This is a genomic window from Avibacterium sp. 20-132, from assembly GCF_023611925.1.
In the GTDB taxonomy this organism is placed as follows: domain Bacteria; phylum Pseudomonadota; class Gammaproteobacteria; order Enterobacterales; family Pasteurellaceae; genus Avibacterium.
On record NZ_CP091456.1, the window covers coordinates 432454 to 456749 of the forward strand.

Genomic DNA, 24296 nt, shown 5'->3' on the forward strand with positions numbered 1-24296 from the left:
CAAACGCCCCTTTAATTTTGGAGAATACAATGACCACACAAATTTTCACTGGTTTCCCAGCACGCCGTTTACGCCGTATGCGCAAACAAGATTTTAGTCGCCGCTTAATGGCAGAAAATAAACTCAGCGTAGATGACCTCATTTATCCTGTATTTATTATAGAGGGGGAAAATTATCGTGAGCCTGTGCCATCTATGCCAAAAGTGGAGCGTTTAACTTTAGATCAATTACTGATCGAAGCAGGATTATTAGTGAAATATGGAGTACCGGTTATCGCCTTATTTCCAGTGATTGATCAAAGTAAAAAATCACTTATGGCAGAAGAAGCCTATAATCCGAATGGCTTAGTACAGCGTGCAGTAAAAGCCCTGAAAGCTACTTATCCTGAATTAGGGGTATTAACGGATGTCGCGCTTGACCCTTACACGGTACACGGACAAGATGGCATTATCGATAATGATGGCTATGTGTTAAACGACCTCACCACTGAAGTGCTAGTGAAACAAGCCTTCTCCCACGCAGAAGCTGGCGCAGATATTGTCGCACCAAGTGATATGATGGATGGAAGAATTGGCAAAATTCGCACCGCACTTGAAGAAAAAGGTTTTATCAATACACAAATTATGGCGTATTCCGCTAAATATGCCTCAAATTATTACGGTCCATTCCGTGATGCGGTAGGCTCATCAAGTAACCTCAAAGGTGGCGATAAAAAAACCTACCAACTTGATCCTGCCAACAGTGATGAAGGACTACAAGAAGTGGCGCTAGATATTCAAGAAGGGGCAGATATGGTTATGGTAAAACCCGGAATGCCTTATTTGGATATGGTTTACCGTGTTAAACAACACTTTGGGGTACCCACCTTTGCTTACCAAGTATCAGGCGAATATGCAATGCATATGGCAGCAATTCAAAATGGTTGGTTGAAAGAAAAAGAATGTATTATGGAAAGCCTACTTTGTTTTAAACGCGCAGGTGCTGACGGCATTCTTACCTACTTTGCTAAACAAGTAGCCGAATGGTTTTATTTAGAAAATCAGAATAAATAAAGTATCAAAGTAAATAAAAGCGTACAAATTTACACCTATACCCGCTCTTTTTAGTTTTTATTTAGAGCGGGTACTTTCTTAGCATCGCTAAATGACATTAATTGTACGCATAAAACATAGTGAGTCATTTTAGTTATCAAGCTATATCAATTATTATAGAGAAAATTTTCCTCTTACCCAGTTAAACTGGTTAATTACGGACATATCGCGCATTGTTATAGCCAGACAAAATCCAAAATGAAACTCTCCAAACAGCCTCTTGAAATTTATTAAGGCCAATATTTGTCAATCTCATTACGAATAGCTTTTGCGGTAACTTGACCTTTTTCCCCCACTAATGCTCTGCCAGCAATAAAAGCTTTTGCATTTTTGATCCCTTTAAATAAATGAATATCCTCTGGCACAATTCCTCCTGTAATAGAAAGTTGTAATCCCAGTGCTTCAAGAGATTTCATTTTTTCAATGTCTTCATCTGTCCAACCTTTGCCAGCTAACTCTGCATCACGAGAACGGTGATAAATCGCTTGAGTCACACCAAGCTCAACCCATTGTTTGGCATCTTCAAGTGTCCAGTTACCATAAATCTCAATTTGAATTTCTTTTTTCACTTTAAGATCTGGATGAGCCTGATTAAATTCATCCGCCACTTTTTTACACGCAGCTTTGGTTGCGGGATGAGCGGCAGCCGAAACCGTTAGCCAATCAGCCCCTGCTTCAAAAGACATTTTTGCTAAAATAGCTCCGCCGTCCGTTGTTTTAAGATCACAAACGAGAATGTGATTAGGATGTAAGGCTCGTAATGTACTAACGGCTTTCATTCCCTCAGCACAAGCGAGAATGGTACCAATTTCAATAATATCCACTAGAGCTTCCGCTTGTTTAGCATCCGCAACAGCTTTTTCTAATGAAAGAGAATCTAATGCGATTTGTAGTAAGGGTTTTGACATAATTTCTTCCTTCTTATAACAGTTAATTTGATAATGCTTGATCAATAACAAGATAGACGTCTTCGGCACTCTGGCATTGAAGTATTTTTTCTAGATCAACGCCCGTTTCACTATTTGGATCATCATCTTCTAACACTTGGGTAATTTCCATAATCCCTTGCATATGCTGATTAGAATCACTGCCTGCTAACGTAATTAATACTTTAATAGGTTCTTCTTCTCCTTCAAATTGCACGGGGGTATCTAAAGTGACTAACGCAAAGGCGGTGCGATTTACGCCATCTTCGGGTCTTGCGTGTGGCATAGCTAGCCCCGGTGATAGAATAATATAAGGTCCCATTTGTTTGATCATATTGATAATAGAATCATAGTAATGAGGCGTTATTGCACCTGATGCAACAAGCATATCTGTCCCAAGTTTAATCGCCTCTTCCCAATTTTCTACTTTTTGATGTAACTTGATTGAATTATTTTCAATTAATGATTGTTTTAGCATATAAAAAACCTCGCGAAATTCTTACCGCACTTATTATAGCGTGCGGTAAGAGGACTATTACTGATATTTCTTAATTAACGCTTTTAACTCTTCACCGAAGGAATTTGGATTTAACATATTTTGTACCCCAAGCACTGAAACTCGCTCACCACCCTGAATTTCATCGGCAAGGTGCTTAGAACACACAATGATATCTACACCATCTAATTTTCCTTTGTAATCAGTTACCGCGCAAGAATCCATAATATTGGCAATCCCGTGTTTGTCTAAATAGCCTTTAATTTTCATTTTCATCATCATTGATGAACCTTGACCTGAACCACATACCGCCAAAATACGTACTGGATTTTCGCCCATAGGGCTTTCTGCTTGTACTTCTGCAACTAAATCTTGTGCTACGCTGTCATCATTACCATAGCCGTCCATTTGTTCTAATGTTTTCCCTGCCGCAGCCGCTGCCGCTTCATCAGCACGTAATTTACGGGAAGCAAAGAACATATAAACCATTGCAAGTGCTAAAATAATGAAGAAGAACCCCGGCACACTGACAATCCCTTGTAAAATTGGTGGGAAAAATAATGCCCAGTCAGCCATTCCCATCCAACCATTAAATTCGGCGCCTTGTGTTGCCAGAAGCTGAATCACCCACGCCGATCCCATTACTTCAATGATCCCCATTGCAAAACAAATTTTCATCACAGCTTTCCAGCCACCAAATTGGTTTGCAAAAACGCCGATTGTGGCATTAGAGAAAAACATTGGAATAAAACCCGGAATGATTAAGATTGGCGAATTGAACCCAAGTAATAACCCAACTGCGACAAATTGCCCAATTGCCCCCCATATAAAACCGAATACCATCGCATTTGGAGAAAAGGCATAAATTGCCGCACAGTCAATGGCAAGTACGGAATTAGGAATTAGCCGCTCTGAAATACCTTTGAATGCTTCAGAAAGCTCTGCAACAAACATTCTTACGCCAGTAACAATAATTTGAATGGCAACCGCAAATTTTAATCCCATTTCTAGAATATACATAAACCAATGGGTTTTTCCTGCCATCGCTTGCAAATTATCTAATCCAAAAGAAAGCAAGATAATGCCGAAAAATACGGTCATTACTAATGCAGTTGCAGAAATACTATCGTGGAAAATATGCAACCATTTTGGTAATTTCATATTATCAACACTGTCATTTTTATCGCCTAATTTGGGCGCTAACTTTGTTGCAACCCAAGAAGCAATTTGTTGTTGATGTCCAATAGAAAAGCCCGCGCCACCTGTCACCGCTTGCGTCGGTTTATACATAATATTAGAAGAAATTCCCCAATATAATGCCATTAGCACGGAGGTATAAATCACCGTTTCCCACATTGAAGCACCAATAATCATATAAAATACGGCAACTAACCCCGCCTGCTGAAACATAATATGCCCTGTAAGCATAATTGTCCGAATACCCGTAAAGCGCCTAAACACCACTAATAAAATGTTTAAAAATAATGCGCCAATAACAGCGTAGCCAACCCAACCATAATTGTCTGCCATTGTTTGAATGGTGGCTTGCATACTGGTATAGGGATCAATCACCGCGCCTGTCAAATGGTGAAATTTGGATAATCCTGCAATCACAGGCTTAAAGTTTGTCACTAAGAAACCTGATCCCGCTTGAACGATCATAAATCCAACAATCGTTTTAATTGTTCCTTTAATAATCGTTGTCGTGTCTTTTTTCAGTAAGATATAGCCTAAACAGGCGACAATCCCAAGTAAAAAGGGAGCTTTAGATAAAACCTGCGTATTAAAGATCCCAAAATAGTGCATAATTGTTTCCATAATATTTACTACCTCAGATTGAATTTATCATTGATAATAATGTTCACTTTCAAACAGCAAAAGTAAAATCATCACTATAATACGCAAAAACAATCAAATAAAAAGATTATTTTTGATTATTTGTGAGTGAGATCACAAATTAAAATTCTTTCCAAATAATCAAACCTCTATTTACATTTAGTAATGAGCCTAGCTAAAATCCCTTTAAATCAAAGCAAAATATGATATAGATCACAAAACAGACAAAATATCCTTTCATTTATAAAAATGATTTATTATGATTAAAAAGGATTTATTTTGACTACTAATTACAAAAAAGTAAGGAGCAAACAATGCCAAATGTAAATGAAATAACACGAGAAAGTTGGATCCTTTCTACCTTCCCTGAGTGGGGAACTTGGTTAAATGAAGAAATAGAACAGGAAGTTGTACCCGAAGGAAATTTTGCAATGTGGTGGCTAGGTTGCGTTGGCGTATGGATAAAAACCCCCGGTGGTGCAAATTTATGTATGGATCTTTGGTGTAGCCGTGGAAAATCCACCAAAAAAGTGAAAGATATGGTACGTGGACACCAAATGGCTAATATGGCAGGCGTTCGTAAATTACAACCTAATTTACGTGCAGCACCAATGGTCATTGATCCGTTTGCAATCAATGAAGTAGATTTTATTTTAGCCTCTCACTACCATAGCGACCATATCGACGTAAATGTTGCCGCTGCCATTGTCAATAATCCTAAACTTGATCACGTAAAATTTGTTGGTCCTTGGCACTGTACCGAATTATGGAAAAAATGGGGAGTTCCTGAAGATCGCCTCATTACCGTAAAACCGGGTGATGTCGTTAAAATCAAAGACGTAGAAATCCACGCATTAGATTCTTTTGATCGAACCTGTTTAGTTACCCTACCAGTGGAAGGTGCAGAAGAGCAAGGTGGAGAACTCAAAGGGCTATGCCCAAGCGATGAAGAAATGGGACGTAAAGCGGTCAATTATGTTTTCAAAACCCCCGGCGGAACTATCTATCACGGCGCAGATTCCCACTTTTCAATTCAATTTGCAAAACACGGAAAAGAATTTGATATTGATGTTGCATTGAATAATTATGGTGAAAACCCTGTTGGTATCGCGGATAAAATGACCTCCATTGATCTTCTTAGAATGGCGGAAAGTTTACGTTGTAAAGTCATCATTCCTGTTCATCACGATATTTGGACAAATTTTATGGCAAGTACTGATGAAATTATTGCCTTATGGAAAATGCGTAAAGAACGGCTTCAATATAAGTTTCACCCATTCATCTGGGAAGTTGGGGGTAAATATATTTACCCACGTGATAAAGATCTTATTGAATATCATCATCCACGTGGTTTTGATGATTGCTTTGAACAAGAACCTAATATTCCATTCAAGGCAATGCTTTAATTAATCTCAAGGCGAAAGAGAAAATCCCTCTTTTGCCTTGATTTCCCTATGGGCATATTCATCATTCTAAAAAATGTTATTGCTGGTAAATTATTTCGGCTTGATCCCTTGCTGTAATTAAATGATAACAAAGAAATTAAAGAAAAATTCGCTCACACAAAATGATTACATCTGATTTAAGATGATTTAAAATCATTTACGAATGCGCGTATAATAATTTAATTTACAATGTTGTACTTTTTTAGGGGGAAAAATGAACGAAACTTATCGCCATAAGTTATTGTTGGAACGGCTAGCCGAAAATCACCTGCTTTCTACCGCAGAAATTATTGATTTATTAAATATTTCACCGGCAACTGCACGCAGAGATATTAATAAATTACATCAACAAGGAAAATTACGAAAAATTAGAAATGGTGCGGAAGCCTTAACCACCTTTCACTTAACCAGTGAAAAAAGCAGTATCAATCATTTTGACGAGAAACAACGTATTGCTCAAGCAGCCGCAAGATTATGCAAAGACAATGAAAGCGTCATTATTACTTGTGGCTCAACAATGCAAATGCTAGGACGCTATTTGTGTGGCAGAAAAGTACAGATTATTACCAACTATATCCCTTTAGTTAATGATCTTATTAAGCAAAATCATTCAGATCTTGTCATTATGGGAGGACAATATAATCAAGAAAAAGCCATCACGCTCTCACTTAATCAACAAAATGAAACAAATTATTCCGCAAATATTATGTTTACAAGTGGGCGAGGATTTACCGTTGATGGGCTTTTTAAGACAGATATGATTATCGCACATTCGGAGCAGCAACTTTCTTCTAAAGCAGAAAAATATGTTGTGTTATTAGACAGTTCAAAATTAGGTAAACAAGTAGGAATGCTATTTACCCAATTAGAAAATATTGATCTCCTTATTACAGGGAAAGAAGCCGATCCCCAAGTCATTGAGCAACTTACCGCAAGAGGGCTTGAAGTACGTCTAGTATAAGTGCGGTAAAAATTACGTAACTTTTTTAGGACGAAACAATGAGAAAACACAAACTCGGCATTTATGAAAAAGCCCTACCCAAAAACATCAGCTGGCAAGATAGACTTTCCATCACCAAAGCCTGTGGCTTTGATTTTGTCGAAATCTCCATTGATGAAACAGATGAACGATTGAGCCGATTAGATTGGAGCAAGACACAACGCCTTGAACTGGTGCAAGCCATTATCAATACGGGCGTCACCATTCCCTCAATGTGCCTTTCTGCCCATCGCCGCTTTCCTTTTGGCAGTCACGACGAAACGCTTCGCCAAAAAGCCTATGAGATTATGGAAAAAGCTATTCAGTTGGCGGTAGATGTGGGTATCCGCACCATTCAATTAGCGGGTTATGATGTGTATTACGAAGAACAAGACGAAAGTACGTTAGCACGCTTTCAACAAGGAATGGAATGGGCGGTTGAGTTAGCGGCAAGCAATCAAGTCACACTTGCAATGGAAATTATGGATACCCCCTTTATGAGTTCCATTACCCGCTGGAAAAAATGGGATAACCTCATTCGCTCCCCTTGGTTTACTGTCTATCCTGACCTCGGCAATCTTTCTGCGTGGAATGATAATGTGGTCGAAGAATTACAATTAGGCATCGAAAAAATTTCCGCGATTCATTTGAAAGACACCTATAAAGTTACCGAAACCTGCAAAGGACAGTTCCGCGATGTCCCCTTTGGCAAAGGCTGCGTAGATTTTGTTACCTGCTTTAAAACCCTTGCCGAGCTAAATTATCGCGGGGCGTTTCTCATTGAAATGTGGACAGAAAAAGCCGATGAACCGATTGAAGAAATCATCAACGCACGCCGTTTTATTGAACAACAAATGCAACAAGGAGGATTCCAATGCTAGCCGAATTACGCGAAAAAGTGTTACACGCCAATCTCGCCCTACCAAAACATCATTTGGTCACCTTTACGTGGGGAAATGTCAGCGAAATAGACCGCACTTCAGGGCTGCTCGCCATTAAGCCATCAGGGGTGGACTATGACAAGATGACGGCAGAGGATATTGTGATTGTCGATATGCATACAGGGGAACGCGTGTGGGGAAATAAAAAACCGTCTTCAGATACCCCAACCCATCTTGCTCTGTATCGTCAATTTCCTGACATTGGCGGGATTGTGCATACCCACTCACGGCACGCCACCATTTGGGCGCAAGCTGGATTAGATTTAATTGCCGCCGGCACAACCCACGCGGATTATTTTTATGGCAGCATTCCTTGTACGCGAAAAATGACTGACGAAGAAATTAACGGGAATTACGAGCTTGAAACCGGCAATGTGATTGTAGAAACCTTCCGCCAACGCAAGATTAATGCGAAAGAGGTGCCAGCCGTATTAGTCCATTCACACGGACCTTTTGCGTGGGGAAGCGATGCGGAAAATGCGGTGCATAACGCGGTTGTGTTAGAAGAAATTGGCTATATGAATTTATTCAGCCATCAGTTAAATGCAAATTTAACCTCAATGCAACCCGTGTTATTGGATAAACATTATTTGCGTAAACACGGCAAAAATGCGTATTATGGGCAGTAGTTATTTATATGTCTAAAGGATAAAAAAATGGATTATAAACTCGTCGCCTTCGATCTCGATGGCACATTATTAAATTCTCAAGGTCAAATTTTAACGCAAAATAAAGACGCGATAAAAAAACTGCAGCAGCAAGGCATTAAAATATTACTGGTAACAGGGCGGCATCATACGGCAGTCATTCCATATTATATGGAACTGGGTTTAACCACGCCAATTATTTGTTGCAATGGTACCTATGTTTATGATGTACAAAATGATGAGGTGTTAGCGGCCAATCCGCTTTCACAACAGCAAGCACAACAAATTTATGATACGGCTGCCAAACATCATTGTCATTTGTTAATGTATTCGCGCAATGCTATGAATTATGCCGAGCTAAATCCCCATATGGAAAAATTTCTTAAATGGGTCGCAAGTTGTCCTGAGAGTGTACGTCCTTTGGTACGAAAAGTAGAAAGCATTCAAACCGTAATCGATCACGATAAACCAATCTGGAAATGCGTGATTAGCGCACAAAATAAAGAAATTATGAACCAAGTCGTGGCAGAGTTGCCTATTGAACAATTTAGTTGTGAATGGTCTTGGGTCGATCGTGTAGATATTGCCAACGCTAGTAATACTAAAGGAGCAAGATTATTAGAGGTCTTAAAGCAGTGGAATATTGCACCACAGCAAGTGATTGCTTTCGGCGATAACCACAATGACACCAGTATGCTCACCGCAGTAGGACTGGGAGTGGCAATGGGGAATGCGGAAGAAGAAGTAAAACGTCAAGCCAAGCTCACTACCACAAGTAATGATGAACCGGGCATTGCACAAGTATTAGCCGAATATTTCAAACACTAAAACAAAACCGCTGATCCTCCTCAGCGGTTTCCTTTTATTCACAGCTTGCTAGCATTAACTCAAACCAATCTTGCATTGTATGACTCATTGCAGTCAAATCCAGTTGTGTTAATTCTTGCTCACTTAGCACCCGTTGCCAGTATTTATCTTCTTTCGCATTGTGATAATCATTGCCATAAATACTTTCACGCAATATGGCAAAACACTTTTGTTGAATTGTTTCGGCATCATTTTTGCCTTTTTCATTATTTAGCGCATTAAAATATTTCTCCAGATTTTCCGTTAGCACTAAGCAAGGGGATTGCTGAGCTTGAACATAAGCCTCAAGGTAGCATTGTAATTGGGTAAGTGCGGTACTTTTTGGCAAAATTTTAAACCGCACTTGCGCATTTTTAGCATAGCTATGAGAGGGTGCTACATTTTCTTGCGTAGCACATTGCAGTAAATAATAGATCCAATTTTCAATCAGATCTTTATCACGGATTTTCCCTCCTACCCGCCAAGTAACGCGTTCCATTGTGCCGTTAGCAAGGGGATAAAGCTGATTTATCACTCCCGTTAAACGCAGGGTTTGAGTTGGCAAGGCGAAATCCAATTCTGCCACCACACTTTGACTTTCTTGCTTTAAATATGCTGCGACGTCTTTTTTCAGACCAAGAATCGCTTGGCTAAGTTGTTGTGCTTCCACTTGGGCAAAACCACCTCTTGGCATTCCCCCTTTAATTTGTAACTTATGGAAAAACTGGCTAAACTCATCATCGTTCAGATACAGCAATTGCTGATTAATGGTGTAGCGTTCCAAATTATCGAAATCAAAATTTTCTGTATCCTTTAATGCGTTTTCTTCATTTTTCAAATAAATACCTAAAATCTGTTCCAAGAAAAATTTTATCGGGTGCTGAACAAAAGCAATAAGTTGGCTTAATTCAACGTTCTGCACAAGATGCCCATTATTCAATGGCTGAATAAAACCTTGCTCTTGCGATGTGATTTTGTTCACTAATGGCAACCATTTATGCGCAAAAGTGCGGTGCTTTTTAGTGAAATTTTTCTCGCTAAAAGCAGTCATTGGATGGTGAATCACCAATTTTTTACGCCAATATTCATTTGGGTCTGCACACGCATCCTCCTCAGGCAAAGGCAAGTTTTCTGCCACATAATCGAGTAATTGATTAACAAGCACGGAAGGTTCTTTTGGTGCATCATCAATCATTGAATGCCCGACATAGCTAAGATAGAAATAATCCTGTGCGGAAACCAATGCTTCAAGGAAAAGATAACGATCATCATCCCGCTTGAAACGATCCCCCTTTTGTTGATGATATTGCATTAGATCAAAGCTATTTGGCGTAGTTTGCCGTGGATATTCCCCTTCATTCATTCCAAGCAAACACACTACACGAAATGGAATGGAGCGCATTGGCAATAAGGTGCAGAAATTCATTTTTCCTGCTAAAAAACGTAAATTATGTGGATTTTCTTGCAAATAGTGGCTCATCACCTCAGCGACAACTTCTGCACTAAGTAATTGATTAAATTGCACATTGATTAAGGGTTCCACAAAAGTTTCAATACAATCTTTGAGATACCATTGGGTTTCTTGGCTCGTTTCGTCAAATTGGAAAAACATTTCAACAAGCTGGAATAAGGCTTGCTGCCATTGCTCAACGGAATGCTCGCCACAAAGTGTACGATACCATTGGTAAAGTTGCTCGATAAATTCTGCCAAATAGGCGGCCAATTGCCCTTTTAGACCATAGCTATTATCAAAACCAAGGCTGTCTTGCCAAATGCCGTTTTCTTCTCGCATTGCGTAGCCCAACAGCATTCGTTCAAGCCCAGCTTTCCACGCATTATAATTTTCTTGTACGCCATCCCGATATTTCTCCAAACCAAAACGAATACCAGAATGCACCACCCAGTGATGGATATAAGGCAAGTCTTCCAATTCAATATGGAAACGTGCGCGAATACTTGGAATATCGAGAAAATCCAACACTTCTTGTGCAGTAAAAAGGCTCTCTTTCAAGTTTAGCAATTTGATAAACGCGGAGACAATGACATCATTTTCCGACAATTTATTATCTGAAATCGAAAAGGGAAGATGAGGTTTCCCTTGCTCAAAGACGGCACGAATGTAAGGCGTATATTTATCAATATCCGCCACCATTATGACCACATCTTTTGGTGTAAGCGTTGGATCTTGATTAAATAAGTGCAGTAAATAATCTTGCAATGCCTCCACCTCACGCATTGCGCTATAACAAGCGTGAATTGAAAAAGAAAGATCTTGTGGTTCAAAATGCAGTGGCGCAATACCTGTCGGGGTAAGCGTTAAAATGCGTTGCTGAATTTGGTGCAACAATCCCTCTTTCGACAATTCTACATAAGCATTAATTTCGTTACTTTGCAAATCTGTGAGCAAATAAAGAAAATCGCGCCCTTGTTTTCCCCAAGAAGAAAGTAACGGGTTTCCCACTTGCAACAATTCTTGTTCGGCGGTGTATTCGTGCTGTTTTTGTTCTAGCTGGGCAATTTGCTGATGAGAAAATAATGGGCTAACCTGTTGGCTTTGGTGATCAATGCGAGATCGCTGTTGTAATTTTCGCCAATATTGGCTATCCACAATATCTCCCCAATACTCACGACAAGGATTAGTGAAGAATAAATGCACATCACAAAATGCACTAATGCCGTTAAGAATTTCTAGGTACACTTTTGGCAACGCTGAGATCCCAAAAACAAAAATGCGTTTAGGCAGTTTCACAGGCATTTTCTGTTGCAATAGCTGGAGAAATTGTTGGTGTAAATGCGCTCGGTGCCAGACGTCTTCATTGCCATTTTGCTGTTGAATTTCCGCCACTAAAGCACGCCATAAAATGCCTTGCCATTCGATATGCTGTGCAATTTGAGTCACCAACTGGGGTTTATCTGTACTTTTCTGCGTAGCAATTTGTTGAGCGATCGTGCGGTCTTCCTTTTTTTCCCACGCACTGATCCAATCTGGACGATACACCAAATATTGATCAAATAAATCTGCGACTTTTTCCGCTAATTGATATAACTTTTGTTGTGCCGATTGAGGTGCTGTATTCAGATAATCACGCAATGGTGAAAAGGCAGGTTGGGATAAATATTGTGGGATCAATCGCATCAAACGCCATACAATCTGCTCTTTAGCAAATTGATTTTGCTGTGTAATATTAAACAAATTATCGCGATAAAGTTGCCAAATAAAGGTGGCTGGCATAGGAAATTGCAAGTTCGCTGAAATCCCTTGCTTTTCGGCAATTTGCCATTGTAACCACTGCGCCATTCCCGGGCTTTGCACTAAAATAATTTCCGATTGTAGCGGATCATTCAATGGCATTGTCTTGATTAAATGCAACAGAATATCTTTTTGTGTTTCAAGCAAATTGGAATAATAAACGGTTAGCACAGAATTTCCTTTTATAAATTGGTTTCCCCTGTGGGATAACGCACAGTTACCTTATTTTCGTGACAATTAAGATGAAAAATAAGCTGATTTTGCTCAATGTGAGTTTGACAGCTCAGCCCCATAAACAGACGTTGTTGCTGATTATGTGCAATAGAAATGGCTTGTAAATCTTGATAAATTTTCACCGCACTTTGCCGTTGATAAGCGAGCCATTGATTAATGGACAGAAAAATACCACTAAATAGCGTTAAAGTCATCAGCAAAGCAAGCAAATTCATTCCTTGATATTTTAACGGCCTATAAAGACTCAAAATCATACCAGCTCCTTTTTGCTAAGCGCCAAAAGCGATATGCCTGAACCACGTCTTGCAGCGTTTGCTTGTTGTAAACCAATTTCACATTCTCCCCTTGATATAACTGTCCTTGCGTAATCACCGCACCGCGCAGTTCCCCTTTACCTGATAAGATTAAATCACCTTCGGCGACAACGACGGCATAAATATTGCCATTGATCTCCCAATGCTTTTCTTGCTCGGAAAACCAGTAGAGTGGATAGTTGCCAATATTCCCTTGCGATAAAAACCTTGCAAACAGCGGCGTGATCGCAGGATCAAAATAATGTGAAAATTCCCCCGCATTGATGCCGCGACTTGGCATTCTTTGAAATAGGCTCACTCGCTCACACCAAGCAAAATGGGAAGAAGAATCAGAAGTGCGGTGATTTTTCAGCGTATTTTTAAATTCAAGACGATAAACAGAATGGCTATAATCTAAAGGTAATTTTTCACATTCTTGATCCAAATTTTGTCTGCTGATTGGCAACAGTACGGCATCATTTTGTACATAAAATTTTTGCTGTGCGTTCATTGCGCGATAAAAATGCAGTTCCTCTTGGTTAAACCACATTGTAATCATCAAGAATGAGCTAAGCAGTAATAATAACGTCAGGGTAACCATACCTTTTTGCGCGTTCATTCTGTACCGCCTTGATTAAGCAAGGGAATCACTACTTGGCTTTCATATTCAATATGCGGTTGTTGCGTCAATTGCCCTTTTAAATATGCCGTAAGCAATACGGATTCTTTTAGCCATTGTAAAGAAAAATCCGTTATTGCTATTTTATGGTTATCAAATAAATCTACCCAACCGCCTCTCTCACAAGCGAGCTGTTGCAGGTAGCCTTGGCACTCTTCTTTTGCACATTTTTGCTTAACGGTATTTTTATAAGTCAAACGTGTTTCCAGCATTTTATGTTTTAAACGATAACCGAATAACTCACGCTCAATTTCTTTTGTCCGATTTTTGCCATTTTCACGACATAGCCCCTTGGTATAAGTGGAACCAATACAGCCTGAATTATCCAAATCATAGAAAAATAACACACAGCTATTCGGTTTTTCCCCTGCAGATTGGCTAAGTACTAAGCTTGTGCCTCGTTCATCTTGCTCAAACAAGGCGAAATTATCCACTTTACGTTTTTCAACTGCGGCACGAAATCCGGTTCGGCGTAAATCTTTGCTAATTAACTGCAACGTTCTTTCTATCTCTGCTTGTAAAAACAGACGCGCATTCATTTGCTGAATTTGCCATTGGCTATGTTGATAAAATTTCACTATGCCAATCAGTAATAAGCTGGATATTCCCAACGCTGACATTAAACCGAATAAACTTTGTCCTTTTAAATAGCCTTTCATCTAAGGTTCTCCGCAAGCACTGAGTGAATTTGCTGGTTTGAGTTTCAGACTACCCACATTAAAAAAAGAAAATAAGGTTTTAACCTGCCCAGCTTGCAATAAAAAACAATCAGATTGAATCGTATTACGGATACCGCTGATTCTTGCCATCTCTTGTGGAAAATAATGTTTACTGCTAATCATTGTTTTTGTTGGAAACAATGGTTGATAAATATTCGCCATTAGCTCTTCTGCACATAAGTGCGGCTGTAAACAATTGCATATTTTTTTACTTTTAACTTGTGCAACAATGCACCATTTCTGGCTTACTAACTCTCGATTTGCCACTAAAAACCATACTTGATTAGAATTTTCTACTCGCCGTTGAATCGTACGCAAAAATAAATATAAGCGTTGTTGTTCTTTGCCTAGCAGCCATTGCTCCTGGTGCTGTTGCCATACAGGTAAAGCCATAAGCAATAACAAACTAGAAATCAATAACACGATAAGCGATTCTAATAAGGTGAAACCTTTCATTTTATCCATAATAAAAACGCTGATTTTTTCAACCGCACTTTGTTTATCTTATATTTTTTCAACAATATTTCTTTGTAAGAATTGTTTTCGTTACATTGCTTTTAATGCACTAGGCAGAGCCTAACAAACACGGTGCTTTTTTAATAGGGAATGAGCAAATTTTTGGAATCAAGATCGCAAAAATAATGAGAAAATAAAATGAAGGATAAACGGTCTAATCAATAAAAAATAACAAAGCAAAAAATGATTTTTTAATTTAATAGGGAAATTAATGATTGGTGGGTCGTGAAGGATTCGAACCTTCGACCAACGGATTAAAAGTCCGCTGCTCTACCGACTGAGCTAACGACCCTAAGTATATTTAGACAGTTATATTTGATTGGTGGGTCGTGAAGGATTCGAACCTTCGACCAACGGATTAAAAGTCCGCTGCTCTACCGACTGAGCTAACGACCCTAAATATATTTAGGCAGTTACGTTTGATTGGTGGGTCGTGAAGGATTCGAACCTTCGACCAACGGATTAAAAGTCCGCTGCTCTACCGACTGAGCTAACGACCCGAATAGGTATCATTGCGTAACGGAGGCTTATAATACTGTTTTTATTTTAATAATCAATAAAAATTTTTAAATTTTTGTTTGTTTGAACGAATAACCAACAAATCGAAACAAAAGAGCTATAATGAATAGCAGAAAATAAAAAAGCCAAGCATAAGACTTGGCTTTTTTATTATAAATAATATTAGTATGCTAATACCGCACGACGGTTTTTCGCATAAGCTGCTTCAGTGTGGCCTAACTCAGCTGGTTTTTCTTCACCGTAAGAAACAGTTGAAACTTGACCTGCTTGAACACCTTTAGCAGATAAATAGTTTGCTACTGCGTCAGCACGACGTTGACCTAATGCAATGTTATACTCTGGTGTACCACGTTCGTCAGTATTACCTTCAACTAATACTTTAGATGCTGGCGTTGCTGTTAAATATGCAGCGTGAGCATCTAAGATTTGTTGATATTCACCTTCGATGTTGTATTTATCGAATGCGAAGTAAACGGTGTTATAACGTTGTTGTAAATCTTGAACTGAGTAACCGCCAAAAGTTTGGGCAGTTGTTTCTGCAGCACTTTCATTTTTTGAAGAGCTACAAGCTGCTAATACAGCTACTGAGCCAGCTACAACTAATAATTTTGCAAAGTTTTTCATTAACTTTCTCCTAGTTTTTAGTTAAATATGGGGACCAAGCTGGAAATTTAACTTGCCCATCACTTCCCGGTAGGCGTGCTTTAAAACGCCCATCAGCAGAAACTAATTGTAGCACCTTTCCTAACCCTTGTGTAGAGCTATAAATAATCATAATTCCGTTTGGAGAGATGCTTGGACTTTCATCTAAGAAAGTAGAACTTAACATTTCGGTTTCACCTGTCGCAAGATCTTTTTTCATAATATGATCTGCGGCAATCATAATTAACGTACTGCCATCAGCAGAAATTTGTCCACTATAGGTGCGTCCTCCTGAGCTTAATAAGGTCGCGCCGCCACCATTTGCACTCATTTGATACACTTGTGGGGAACCGGCTCTATCAGAGGTAAAAATGATAGATTGTCCATTAGGCGACCACGCAGGTTCGGTGTTATTCCCTGAGCCACTCGTTAATTGTGAAACACTACCGCTGGCTAAATTCATCACATAGATATTCAAAACGCCATCTTTTGATGAAGCAAAGGCTAATCTTGAACCATCAGGAGAAAACGCAGGAGCGCCATTATGTCCTTTAAATGAAGCCACTACACGGCGTGCGCCTGAACGTAAATCTTGCACAACAAGCTGAGATTTACGGTTTTCAAAAGAAACATAAGCGAGCTTATTTCCATCGGGTGACCAAGCAGGCGACATCAATGGCTGTGAACTTTGGGTAACAATAAATTGATTATGTCCATCATAATCGGCAACACGTACTTGATAAGGTTTAGAACCGCCATTTTTTTGTACAACATAAGCAATTTTAGTTCTAAATGCACCACGAATACCCGTCAGTTTTTCAAAGACTTCATCGCTTACAGTATGTGCGCCTAAACGAATTGCACTGGCTGGAACAGCATATTGATTTTGTGCTAATACAGCCCCGGCATTACCTGATGCGCCAATCGTATCAACAAGTTGATAAGCAATGCTATATCCATTGCCATTTGGCGTAACTTGCCCAACAACAATGGCATCAATGCCTAAAGATGACCACGCATCAGGAGTAACCTCTGAGGCGGAAGTGGGTTGTTGTGGCATTCTTGATGTTGGAATTGGATTGAATTTGCCACTGTTGCGTAAATCTGCTGAAATAATTTCAGCTACATCTGTTGGCATTGAACCAGCACCATTCCATTTGAATGGTACGACGGCGATAGGACGCGCCCCATCCACCCCTTCATCAATAACGATTCGGACTTCATCATCAGCAAGTGCTGTATTTGCTAATAATATCCATAACATCGTTAATAATTGTGTTATACGAATAATCATTTTCATTTAATTCACCTTAGGTTTAATTATTGACCTAGTCGCCGATCATTTTAGATCAAAATCAATGATTGGCGTTCTATATTTATTATAAATTGCATCTGATGGTGCAGCCGGCACTTTTTTGGTTCTCGCCACCGCACTCATTGCTGCAGAACAAATATCATCAGGACCTGAAATCCGTTGATAATTTGAAATAGTCCCATCACGCTCTAACTGGATCTTAATACGGCAGGTTTTACCGGCGAAACTCGGATCTTTTAGGAAACGGCGCTGAATTTCTTTCTTAATTACGCCTGCATAGCGATCGCCTGTCTTACCGCCATCACCAGCACCTAAACCCGCTCCATTACCTTGACTTCCTTTTTTATTGGCATTGCCACCAACTTTAGCACTGCCGCCACCAATATCACCGCCATTGATGAAGTCATCTAGTGCAGATTGTTGTGCGCGACGTTTATCTGCTTCCGCTTTGGCTTTTGCTTCCGCTTTAGCTTTATCTGCTTTTGCCTTAGCCTCCGCTTTTGCTTTAGCATCAGCGTCTGCTTTCGCTTTAGCCGCAGCATCAGCCTTTGCCTTTTCGGCTTTCGCTTTTTGCTCTGCATCTGCTTTTGCTTTAGCCTCAGCCGCCGCTTTTTCCGCTTTTAACTTTGCCTCTTTTTCGGCTCGTTCCTTCGCTTTTTTGACTTGCTCAGCGGCTTTTGCTTTTGCTTCTTCTTCCGCTTTTTTGGCTTGTGCCGCTAAACGTTTTGCTTCAGCTTCGGCCTTCAGCTTCGCTGCTTCCGCTTCTTGTTTCGCTTTAGCTTCTAGTTGCTTCTGCTTTTCTAATGCAATGCGTGCTTGTTCTTCGCGTTGTCTTTGTTGTTCAGCCAGCTGTTCTTGCTGCTTTTTCAGTTCAAGCTGTCTTTGACGCTCTTGCTCACGCTGTTTCTCAAGCTGCTTTTGGCGTTCCAATTCTTGCTGACGCTTTTGTTCTTCTAGTTGTGCTTGTTTTTGCTCTTGTGGATTTGGCTCTTTTTGCTGTGGTTGAGTGGGTTTATCCACCTGACCTTTTTTCTGTTGTTGCAAACGTCCCCATTCCTGTGCGGCAGATCCCGTATCGACCATAACAGCACTGATGACATCGCCATCACCTTCACCGCCCCCCATTATTTCCATTTTGTAATAAAGCGAGCCAAGAATTAACAAGCCAAATAGAATAATGTGCAGAATAATTGAAATGGCAAATGCACCAATTCCGTTATTTCGTTGATTATTACGCACAATAGACCTACTTACCTTAAATTGGGTTTGTCATTAATCCAACAGATTTTATGCCTGCTAGATGCAGTAAATTGAGTGCTTTAATCACTTCTTCATAAGGCACATCTTTTGCTCCGCCAACCAAGAACATTGTGTTGCTGTCTTTGTCATATTCTTGTTTAGCCATTTGGGTAACCATTTCTTCTGTGAGATTTTCACTGCGTTCGCCACCAATGGAAAGGCTATATTGTCCAATACCCGAGACTTCTAAAATAACGGGGACTTTATCCTCATTAGACACGGATTGGCTTTCCACCGCATCAGGTAATTCCACTTGTACACTTTGTGAAATAATCGGCGCCGTTGCCATAAAAATAAGCAACAGTACTAATAACACATCTAAAAATGGCACTATATTGATTTCAGATTTTATATCACGACGTTTACGACGATAAGACATCATTGCCTCTAAAAACTTTACTAAAAATTACCGCACTTTGTGCGACAGACTATTGATGACGACCAAAAACTTGACGATGCAAGATGGTAGTAAATTCATCAATAAAGTTACCATAATTTTGCTCAAGTTTATTCACGCGTAAACTTAAACGGTTATACGCCATCACCGCAGGAATAGCAGCAAATAAACCAATTGCTGTTGCAATCAAGGCTTCGGCGATGCCCGGTGCGACCATTTGTAAGGTCGCTTGTTTTGCACCACTTAATGCCATAAAGGCGTGCATAATTCCCCAAACCGTACCAAATAAGCCGATATATGGACTGATTGATGCGACGGTTGCCAAAAATGGAACACGTGTTTCCACATCTTCAATTTCACGGTTCATTGCTAAATTCATTGCACGGGTGCTACCTTGAATAATGGCTTCTGGCGCATCTGGATTCGCTTGTTTTAAGCGAGAAAACTCTTTAAACCCTACATAGAAAATTTGTTCGCTGCCTGTTAGTCCATCGCGGCGATTAGATAATCCATCATATAATTTATTTAATTCTTCACCAGACCAAAAGCGATCTTCAAAGGTTGTTGAATCTTTTAACGCTTTTGTCAATATACGGCTACGTTGAATAATGATTGCCCAAGACATAATAGAAAATGCAATCAATATTACAATTACAATTTGAACCACAATACTGGCTTTTAAAAAGAGTTCCAAAAAGTTCAATTCACTGGTCATTTATCTCGCTCCAAGAAAGAGAATAAAAATAGGTGAGTGCCTATTTACACTTTAAATGCTGCTTTAATTTCCTGAGGAATCGCAGCGGGTTTCATTTTTGTGAGATCTACACACGCTACTTTGACTTCAGCGCTGCAAATCAGCACATCATTGCGTTTTATTTGCTGCAAAAACAAAATTGTTGCGCCTTTAATCGCGCTTACTTCTGTTTCTACTGTTAATAAATCATCTAGCTTTGCAGCAAGACGATAATCAATCTGCATTGTTTTGACAACAAAGGCTAAATTATGTTCCTCAAGCAATGTCTGTTGAGAAAACCCTAATGCACGTAGATAATCGGTTCTGGCTCGCTCAAAAAAATGCAGATAGCGAGCGTGATAAACAACACCACCAGCATCGGTATCTTCATAATAAACGCGTACGGGTAAAGAAAATCTTTGCATATATGGTCAAACCTGAGTTTGTTTAATCGTTCTTTTTTAATACAGAAAATTGCGCGTATTGTAGAGAGCTTAATCAGGATTAGCAAGAAATAAAGTGCGGTGCAAATTAAAAAGATTTTTACTTTATTTGTTGGTATAAAAAACTTGGCAAAAAAACACCGCACTTTAATTAATGAGAGAAAGCTGGCAAAAGGAAATTGTAGATTAAAGCAACAATTCCGACGATATAACCAATATAAGGAAAAAATAAAAGTTTCCAAATGGTCGCCCGAATTTCAAACCCAATGCCGTGAATCCATAAAATAACCGTTGCCCACAAAATAAATATTACCCAAATAGGTGCTGTCGTTCTTAATTGTGTGACAAATGCATTAATATTAAAGAAAAAACAGAGGGTTAATGCGATAGCCAAGATCAACGAAAGGGCTCGCCAAGAGCCCTTATTTACTAAATGATACGCTTTATTAATCATTGACTTACTCGTCAAATTTACCTGTTTTTTCAATGCCAATTGTGATCACTGCACTTAGCATTATGGCAAACAAGACACCCACTACCCATAAAACATAAAACATAATTTCGCTCCTTAGTATAATGAGTTTTTGTTGTCTTCGATGAAATCACTGTCCAAACGACCAAACATTTTGATATATGACCAAATGGTATAAGACAATAAGATCACCACAAACACTAATGCAAGACCAAACATTAAGGTTAAGGTTAATTCGCTTGATGTGGAATCCCACATTAATAGGCTCATATCAGGGTGAGAGCTTGATGGCATCACAAATGGGAACATTGCTACACCACAAGTTAAGATCACACCAGCCATAGTTAATGATGAGAATAAGAAGGCAAATCCACAACGGTTTGCTTTCGATGCCAATACATTTAATAATGCGCCACCTACTGCTAGCGCAGGGAAGATGAACAATACTGGAGCATCAAAATAATTTTTAAACCAAGCACTTGCTTCAACCGCAACCTGTTTATTCAATGGCGATGATGGGGCATTGTGATCAATCACACTGGTTACCACATAGCCATCTTTAAAGTACAACCATACCCCTGCTAACACAAAGGTAATTAAGGTTACCATTGCACCCACTTGGGTAATCACTCTTGCACGCTCACGCAATTCAGAAGTGGTTTTTAATTGTAACCACGCCCCACCTTGGGTAATAAGCATTGACAAGCTGATTAAACCACAAAGTAATGCAAATGGGTTTAATAATTCAAAGAATGATCCAGTGTAGAAAATTTGTTGCATATCATTGAAGTAGAATGGTACGCCTTGCAACAAGTTACCAAAAGCCACACCAAATACAACGGATGGCACAAATCCACCAATGAATAAGCCCCAATCCCAAGCCTTACGCCATACAGGATTATCAATTTTCGCACGATATTCTAATCCAACTGGGCGGAAGAATAATGCGGCTAATACTAAAATCATTGCAATAAAGAAACCAGAAAATGAGGTTGCATAAACAATTGGCCAAGCCGCAAACATTGCGCCGCCAGCAGTTAATAACCACACTTGGTTTCCGTCCCAGTGGGGAGCGATTGAGTTGATCATAATACGTTTTTCCACTTCTTTTTTACCCGCAAAAGGAAGAAGGGTTAAAACGCCCATATCAAATCCATCGGTTACTACGAAACCAATCAGTAATACACCAACGAGAACCCACCAAGCAAAACGTAGAAATTCGTAATCAATCATAGTTAGGCTCCTGCTTATTTAGATGATTGTTCAAAATAGTAACGACCTGTTTTTAATGCACTCGGACCAAGACGAGCATATTTAAACATTAAATACATTTCTACTACTAAGAAGATTGTGTAAAGTGCGCAAATTAAACCAATTGAGAACCAAAGATCGCCTTTAGTCAAATTAGAGGCCGCTACACCAACTGGTAACATATCATAAACTGCCCAAGGCTGACGACCGTATTCCGCTAAAAACCACCCACTTTCAATTGCAAACCACGGTAATGGAAGTCCCCATAATATGGCTTTTAACAATAATGGGCTACGGCCAACGGTTTTACGTACGTTTTGTACGACAGCAGCAAGCATTAGAAGGAGAATTAAACCACCTGATGCCATCATTACACGGAATGACCAGAACGTTGGCCCAACTTTTGGCACTGTATCTGCAACAGCTTGTTTGATTTGTTCTTCTGTCGCATCAACCACTTTATCTGTATAACGTTTTAACAATAAGCCATAGCCTAAATCATTACGTACAGCATTGAATTGTGCTTTGGTTTCTTCATTAACTTGGCCTGTCGCCTTTTTCTCTGCTCTTAATTTCTCAAGTAAATCATAAGCAATCATACCTTGGCGTACACGTTGTTCATTTTTCTCAACGATGTCATTGATCCCTGCAAAGGTTTTATCAAAAGAGCGGGTTACGATAATTCCAGCAGCATAAGGAATTTGTAAGGCAAAATCATTGCGTTTTTCAGCTTGGTTTGGAATAACAATTGCATTCCAACTTGCTGGAGCCGGTTCAGTATGCCATTCCCCTTCCATCGCAGCTAATTTCATTGGTTGTTTTTGACCAATTTCATAACCAGATTCATCACCCATAATTAACACCGACACAACGGCAATCATACCGAATACCGATGCGACAGAGAAAGAACGCTTCGCAAAGCCAATATCACGACCTTTTAAGATGTAATAGGCACTAATAGCTAACACAAAGAATGCACCAGATACATAGCCAGCTGATAAAGTATGTAAGAATTTACTTTGTGCAACAGGGTTCAACCAAAGTTCCATAAAGCTGGTCATTTCCATTCGCATTGTTTCAAAATTAAATTCTGAACCAATAGGAGATTGCATCCAACCATTTGCTACTAAGATCCACATTGCAGAGAGGTTAGACCCAAAGGCAACACAGTAAGTTGCAAGTAAATGCTTACCTTTTGATAAACGATCCCAACCAAAGAAAAATAATCCGACAAACGTGGATTCTAAGAAGAAGGCTAAGAGTGCTTCAATTGCCAATGGCGCACCAAAAATGTCGCCTACATAGTGGGAATAATATGACCAGTTAGTCCCAAACTGGAATTCCATTGTAATACCAGTTGTTACCCCAAGAGCAAAGTTAATACCAAATAACTTACCCCAGAATTTTGTCATATCTTTGTAAACTTCTTTGCCTGTTGCCACGTATAAGGTTTCCATTATTACCAGAACAAAAGATAAACCTAACGTTAATGGCACAAACAAAAAGTGATATAACGCAGTTAAAGCAAACTGCAATCTAGAGAGTTCAACAACGTCTAACATCTCAACTCCTTGTAAATGCTACAAGTTCTTCATTAATGATTACTTTGTAACCACCCCAATTTCTTAAAGGATTGCCCTTAAGCTCAATTAATTGAATTATCTTCAACATTAACTATCCAGATAACTCAAGATCGGTATGTATTCTACTACTAAAAGTGTGGATAAAAAATAGCAAATAATGTAACACCGATCACATTTTTTAGATTTACATCAAAAATAAACCCATAGAAAGTATGCGTTTTTTTGACAGGGTTCAAATTATAGTTTCTCTTAACATTTTTACAACAAGAATTGTGCGTTGCCTCGCAAAATAGAATAAAAAACGATGAATAACTAGACTTTACTCCCAGATTTTGCTAACTTTCGCAAAGCTCATTTTTTATTATATGTTTACAGATTTGAAAATAAGGGAGTTTTAATGAAAATAATGAAGGGAATGATGTTGGTAGCAACACTGGCTGTAACCGCATTGATGAGCGTTTCAATTTCAGCAGCGCCACAACAAACAGAAAAAAATATCCTCCCTCAGCAATGCGCTAAACTCTTCAAAGAAACAGAAAACCTCATTGCTGAAGCGGAAAAACAACCGGGTACACACACTCAGTTGAATAAAATTAAGAGTAAACTAAATCAAAGTAAAAAGCAGATCCTTGAAATGGAACTTGCAACCCAAATGAAAAGTTGTGATGCGGCACTAGCGAGACTTGCCTCTAAACAACAAAATACACTTTAATAACATTAATAATTAAAAAGGCTTGTTACAAA

General features: G+C 39.3%; 25 protein-coding genes and 3 tRNA genes. 7 read left to right on the forward strand and 21 right to left on the reverse strand.

What is annotated here, in order from left to right; genetic code table 11:
• Positions 1–29: 29 nt before the first annotated feature.
• Complete coding sequence (gene hemB / locus L4F93_RS01920) at positions 30–1052, forward strand: porphobilinogen synthase (protein ID WP_250350871.1); 1023 nt, start codon at positions 30–32, stop codon at positions 1050–1052.
• 269 nt (positions 1053–1321) lie between these two features.
• On the opposite strand, the gene L4F93_RS01925 is transcribed toward hemB, so the two are convergent.
• Genes L4F93_RS01925 through L4F93_RS01935 form a run of 3 tightly spaced genes read right to left on the reverse strand, consistent with a single transcriptional unit; the run spans position 1322 to position 4331 of the window.
• Positions 1322–1999 carry a 3-keto-L-gulonate-6-phosphate decarboxylase UlaD gene (locus L4F93_RS01925; protein ID WP_250350872.1) on the reverse strand — a complete coding sequence of 226 codons (678 nt, stop codon included), beginning with the start codon at positions 1997–1999 and terminating at the stop codon, positions 1322–1324.
• A 22-nt stretch (positions 2000–2021) separates the two neighbouring features.
• A complete protein-coding gene (locus L4F93_RS01930) occupies positions 2022–2495 on the reverse strand; it encodes a PTS sugar transporter subunit IIA (RefSeq protein ID WP_250350873.1) in 474 nt (157 codons plus the stop codon).
• 57 nt (positions 2496–2552) lie between these two features.
• A complete protein-coding gene (locus tag L4F93_RS01935) occupies positions 2553–4331 on the reverse strand; it encodes a PTS ascorbate-specific subunit IIBC (RefSeq protein WP_250350874.1) in 1779 nt (592 codons plus the stop codon).
• A gap of 332 nt (positions 4332–4663) precedes the next feature.
• Between L4F93_RS01935 and ulaG the strand changes: the two genes are divergently transcribed.
• The 5 genes from ulaG to L4F93_RS01960 all read left to right on the forward strand — a co-directional run bounded on the left by ulaG (position 4664) and on the right by L4F93_RS01960 (position 9189).
• Positions 4664–5755: an L-ascorbate 6-phosphate lactonase gene (gene ulaG / locus L4F93_RS01940; protein WP_250350875.1), complete on the forward strand. Its 1092-nt coding sequence runs from the start codon at positions 4664–4666 to the stop codon at positions 5753–5755.
• A 253-nt stretch (positions 5756–6008) separates the two neighbouring features.
• Positions 6009–6755 (forward strand): HTH-type transcriptional regulator UlaR, encoded by a 747-nt coding sequence (gene ulaR, locus L4F93_RS01945; protein ID WP_250350876.1) that lies wholly within the window; start codon positions 6009–6011, stop codon positions 6753–6755.
• Between the two features lie 38 nt (positions 6756–6793).
• The gene (locus L4F93_RS01950) at positions 6794–7654 is read left to right on the forward strand and encodes an L-ribulose-5-phosphate 3-epimerase (protein WP_250350877.1); all 861 of its coding nucleotides are present in this window, start codon (positions 6794–6796) and stop codon (positions 7652–7654) included.
• Positions 7648–8343: an L-ribulose-5-phosphate 4-epimerase gene (gene araD / locus L4F93_RS01955; protein WP_250350878.1), complete on the forward strand. Its 696-nt coding sequence runs from the start codon at positions 7648–7650 to the stop codon at positions 8341–8343. Before L4F93_RS01950 ends, araD begins: the two co-directional genes overlap by 7 nt.
• 27 nt (positions 8344–8370) lie before the next feature.
• Positions 8371–9189 carry a pyridoxal phosphatase gene (locus L4F93_RS01960; RefSeq protein ID WP_250350879.1) on the forward strand — a complete coding sequence of 273 codons (819 nt, stop codon included), beginning with the start codon at positions 8371–8373 and terminating at the stop codon, positions 9187–9189.
• A 34-nt stretch (positions 9190–9223) separates the two neighbouring features.
• Here the strand turns inward: L4F93_RS01960 and recC are convergent, their stop codons facing one another.
• The 18 genes from recC to L4F93_RS02050 all read right to left on the reverse strand — a co-directional run bounded on the left by recC (position 9224) and on the right by L4F93_RS02050 (position 23531).
• A complete protein-coding gene (gene recC, locus L4F93_RS01965) occupies positions 9224–12628 on the reverse strand; it encodes an exodeoxyribonuclease V subunit gamma (protein ID WP_250350880.1) in 3405 nt (1134 codons plus the stop codon).
• 11 nt (positions 12629–12639) lie between these two features.
• Positions 12640–12945 (reverse strand): DUF5374 domain-containing protein, encoded by a 306-nt coding sequence (locus L4F93_RS01970; protein WP_250350881.1) that lies wholly within the window; start codon positions 12943–12945, stop codon positions 12640–12642.
• Positions 12926–13603, reverse strand: a complete 678-nt coding sequence (locus tag L4F93_RS01975; protein WP_250350882.1) for a DUF2572 family protein — start codon at positions 13601–13603, stop codon at positions 12926–12928. Before L4F93_RS01975 ends, L4F93_RS01970 begins: the two co-directional genes overlap by 20 nt.
• The gene (locus L4F93_RS01980; protein WP_250350883.1) at positions 13600–14322 is read right to left on the reverse strand and encodes a PulJ/GspJ family protein; all 723 of its coding nucleotides are present in this window, start codon (positions 14320–14322) and stop codon (positions 13600–13602) included. Before L4F93_RS01980 ends, L4F93_RS01975 begins: the two co-directional genes overlap by 4 nt.
• Complete coding sequence (locus tag L4F93_RS01985; protein ID WP_250350884.1) at positions 14323–14847, reverse strand: prepilin-type N-terminal cleavage/methylation domain-containing protein; 525 nt, start codon at positions 14845–14847, stop codon at positions 14323–14325.
• A gap of 267 nt (positions 14848–15114) precedes the next feature.
• Positions 15115–15190 (reverse strand) — tRNA-Lys (locus tag L4F93_RS01990).
• A gap of 28 nt (positions 15191–15218) precedes the next feature.
• Positions 15219–15294, reverse strand: a tRNA-Lys gene (locus L4F93_RS01995).
• Positions 15295–15322: 28 nt separating this feature from the next.
• Positions 15323–15398, reverse strand: a tRNA-Lys gene (locus tag L4F93_RS02000).
• A gap of 181 nt (positions 15399–15579) precedes the next feature.
• Complete coding sequence (gene pal, locus L4F93_RS02005) at positions 15580–16041, reverse strand: peptidoglycan-associated lipoprotein Pal (protein ID WP_250350885.1); 462 nt, start codon at positions 16039–16041, stop codon at positions 15580–15582.
• 10 nt (positions 16042–16051) lie between these two features.
• A complete protein-coding gene (tolB, locus tag L4F93_RS02010) occupies positions 16052–17359 on the reverse strand; it encodes a Tol-Pal system beta propeller repeat protein TolB (protein WP_250350886.1) in 1308 nt (435 codons plus the stop codon).
• 39 nt (positions 17360–17398) lie between these two features.
• Complete coding sequence (gene tolA / locus L4F93_RS02015) at positions 17399–18613, reverse strand: cell envelope integrity protein TolA (RefSeq protein WP_250350887.1); 1215 nt, start codon at positions 18611–18613, stop codon at positions 17399–17401.
• Between the two features lie 16 nt (positions 18614–18629).
• Positions 18630–19052, reverse strand: a complete 423-nt coding sequence (gene tolR, locus L4F93_RS02020; RefSeq protein WP_250351601.1) for a colicin uptake protein TolR — start codon at positions 19050–19052, stop codon at positions 18630–18632.
• A 49-nt stretch (positions 19053–19101) separates the two neighbouring features.
• Positions 19102–19785 (reverse strand): protein TolQ, encoded by a 684-nt coding sequence (gene tolQ, locus L4F93_RS02025; protein WP_250350888.1) that lies wholly within the window; start codon positions 19783–19785, stop codon positions 19102–19104.
• A gap of 44 nt (positions 19786–19829) precedes the next feature.
• Positions 19830–20228, reverse strand: a complete 399-nt coding sequence (gene ybgC / locus L4F93_RS02030; RefSeq protein ID WP_250350889.1) for a tol-pal system-associated acyl-CoA thioesterase — start codon at positions 20226–20228, stop codon at positions 19830–19832.
• 169 nt (positions 20229–20397) lie between these two features.
• Positions 20398–20700 carry a cyd operon protein YbgE gene (gene ybgE, locus L4F93_RS02035; RefSeq protein ID WP_250350890.1) on the reverse strand — a complete coding sequence of 101 codons (303 nt, stop codon included), beginning with the start codon at positions 20698–20700 and terminating at the stop codon, positions 20398–20400.
• A gap of 4 nt (positions 20701–20704) precedes the next feature.
• The gene (locus tag L4F93_RS02040) at positions 20705–20803 is read right to left on the reverse strand and encodes a cytochrome bd oxidase small subunit, CydX/CbdX family (protein ID WP_103853713.1); all 99 of its coding nucleotides are present in this window, start codon (positions 20801–20803) and stop codon (positions 20705–20707) included.
• Positions 20804–20814: 11 nt separating this feature from the next.
• A complete protein-coding gene (cydB, locus tag L4F93_RS02045) occupies positions 20815–21951 on the reverse strand; it encodes a cytochrome d ubiquinol oxidase subunit II (protein ID WP_250350891.1) in 1137 nt (378 codons plus the stop codon).
• A gap of 14 nt (positions 21952–21965) precedes the next feature.
• Positions 21966–23531 carry a cytochrome ubiquinol oxidase subunit I gene (locus L4F93_RS02050; RefSeq protein WP_250350892.1) on the reverse strand — a complete coding sequence of 522 codons (1566 nt, stop codon included), beginning with the start codon at positions 23529–23531 and terminating at the stop codon, positions 21966–21968.
• A gap of 427 nt (positions 23532–23958) precedes the next feature.
• On the opposite strand from L4F93_RS02050, the gene L4F93_RS02055 reads away from it, so the two are divergent.
• Positions 23959–24264 (forward strand): DUF5339 domain-containing protein, encoded by a 306-nt coding sequence (locus tag L4F93_RS02055; protein ID WP_250351602.1) that lies wholly within the window; start codon positions 23959–23961, stop codon positions 24262–24264.
• Positions 24265–24296: the final 32 nt, after the last annotated feature.

Bases quoted from the DNA above. Each gene is read 5' to 3' on its own strand.
- hemB (WP_250350871.1), top strand. From the start codon at position 30: ATGACCACACAAATTTTCACTGGTTTCCCAGCACGCCGTTTACGCCGT.
- L4F93_RS01925 (WP_250350872.1), bottom strand. From the start codon at position 1,999: ATGTCAAAACCCTTACTACAAATCGCATTAGATTCTCTTTCATTAGAA.
- L4F93_RS01930 (WP_250350873.1), bottom strand. From the start codon at position 2,495: ATGCTAAAACAATCATTAATTGAAAATAATTCAATCAAGTTACATCAA.
- L4F93_RS01935 (WP_250350874.1), bottom strand. From the start codon at position 4,331: ATGGAAACAATTATGCACTATTTTGGGATCTTTAATACGCAGGTTTTA.
- ulaG (WP_250350875.1), top strand. From the start codon at position 4,664: ATGCCAAATGTAAATGAAATAACACGAGAAAGTTGGATCCTTTCTACC.
- ulaR (WP_250350876.1), top strand. From the start codon at position 6,009: ATGAACGAAACTTATCGCCATAAGTTATTGTTGGAACGGCTAGCCGAA.
- L4F93_RS01950 (WP_250350877.1), top strand. From the start codon at position 6,794: ATGAGAAAACACAAACTCGGCATTTATGAAAAAGCCCTACCCAAAAAC.
- araD (WP_250350878.1), top strand. From the start codon at position 7,648: ATGCTAGCCGAATTACGCGAAAAAGTGTTACACGCCAATCTCGCCCTA.
- L4F93_RS01960 (WP_250350879.1), top strand. From the start codon at position 8,371: ATGGATTATAAACTCGTCGCCTTCGATCTCGATGGCACATTATTAAAT.
- L4F93_RS01970 (WP_250350881.1), bottom strand. From the start codon at position 12,945: ATGATTTTGAGTCTTTATAGGCCGTTAAAATATCAAGGAATGAATTTG.
- L4F93_RS01975 (WP_250350882.1), bottom strand. From the start codon at position 13,603: ATGAACGCGCAAAAAGGTATGGTTACCCTGACGTTATTATTACTGCTT.
- L4F93_RS01980 (WP_250350883.1), bottom strand. From the start codon at position 14,322: ATGAAAGGCTATTTAAAAGGACAAAGTTTATTCGGTTTAATGTCAGCG.
- L4F93_RS01985 (WP_250350884.1), bottom strand. From the start codon at position 14,847: ATGGATAAAATGAAAGGTTTCACCTTATTAGAATCGCTTATCGTGTTA.
- pal (WP_250350885.1), bottom strand. From the start codon at position 16,041: ATGAAAAACTTTGCAAAATTATTAGTTGTAGCTGGCTCAGTAGCTGTA.
- tolB (WP_250350886.1), bottom strand. From the start codon at position 17,359: ATGAAAATGATTATTCGTATAACACAATTATTAACGATGTTATGGATA.
- tolR (WP_250351601.1), bottom strand. From the start codon at position 19,052: ATGTCTTATCGTCGTAAACGTCGTGATATAAAATCTGAAATCAATATA.
- tolQ (WP_250350888.1), bottom strand. From the start codon at position 19,785: ATGACCAGTGAATTGAACTTTTTGGAACTCTTTTTAAAAGCCAGTATT.
- ybgC (WP_250350889.1), bottom strand. From the start codon at position 20,228: ATGCAAAGATTTTCTTTACCCGTACGCGTTTATTATGAAGATACCGAT.
- ybgE (WP_250350890.1), bottom strand. From the start codon at position 20,700: ATGATTAATAAAGCGTATCATTTAGTAAATAAGGGCTCTTGGCGAGCC.
- L4F93_RS02040 (WP_103853713.1), bottom strand. From the start codon at position 20,803: ATGTTTTATGTTTTATGGGTAGTGGGTGTCTTGTTTGCCATAATGCTA.
- cydB (WP_250350891.1), bottom strand. From the start codon at position 21,951: ATGATTGATTACGAATTTCTACGTTTTGCTTGGTGGGTTCTCGTTGGT.
- L4F93_RS02050 (WP_250350892.1), bottom strand. From the start codon at position 23,531: ATGTTAGACGTTGTTGAACTCTCTAGATTGCAGTTTGCTTTAACTGCG.
- L4F93_RS02055 (WP_250351602.1), top strand. From the start codon at position 23,959: ATGAAGGGAATGATGTTGGTAGCAACACTGGCTGTAACCGCATTGATG.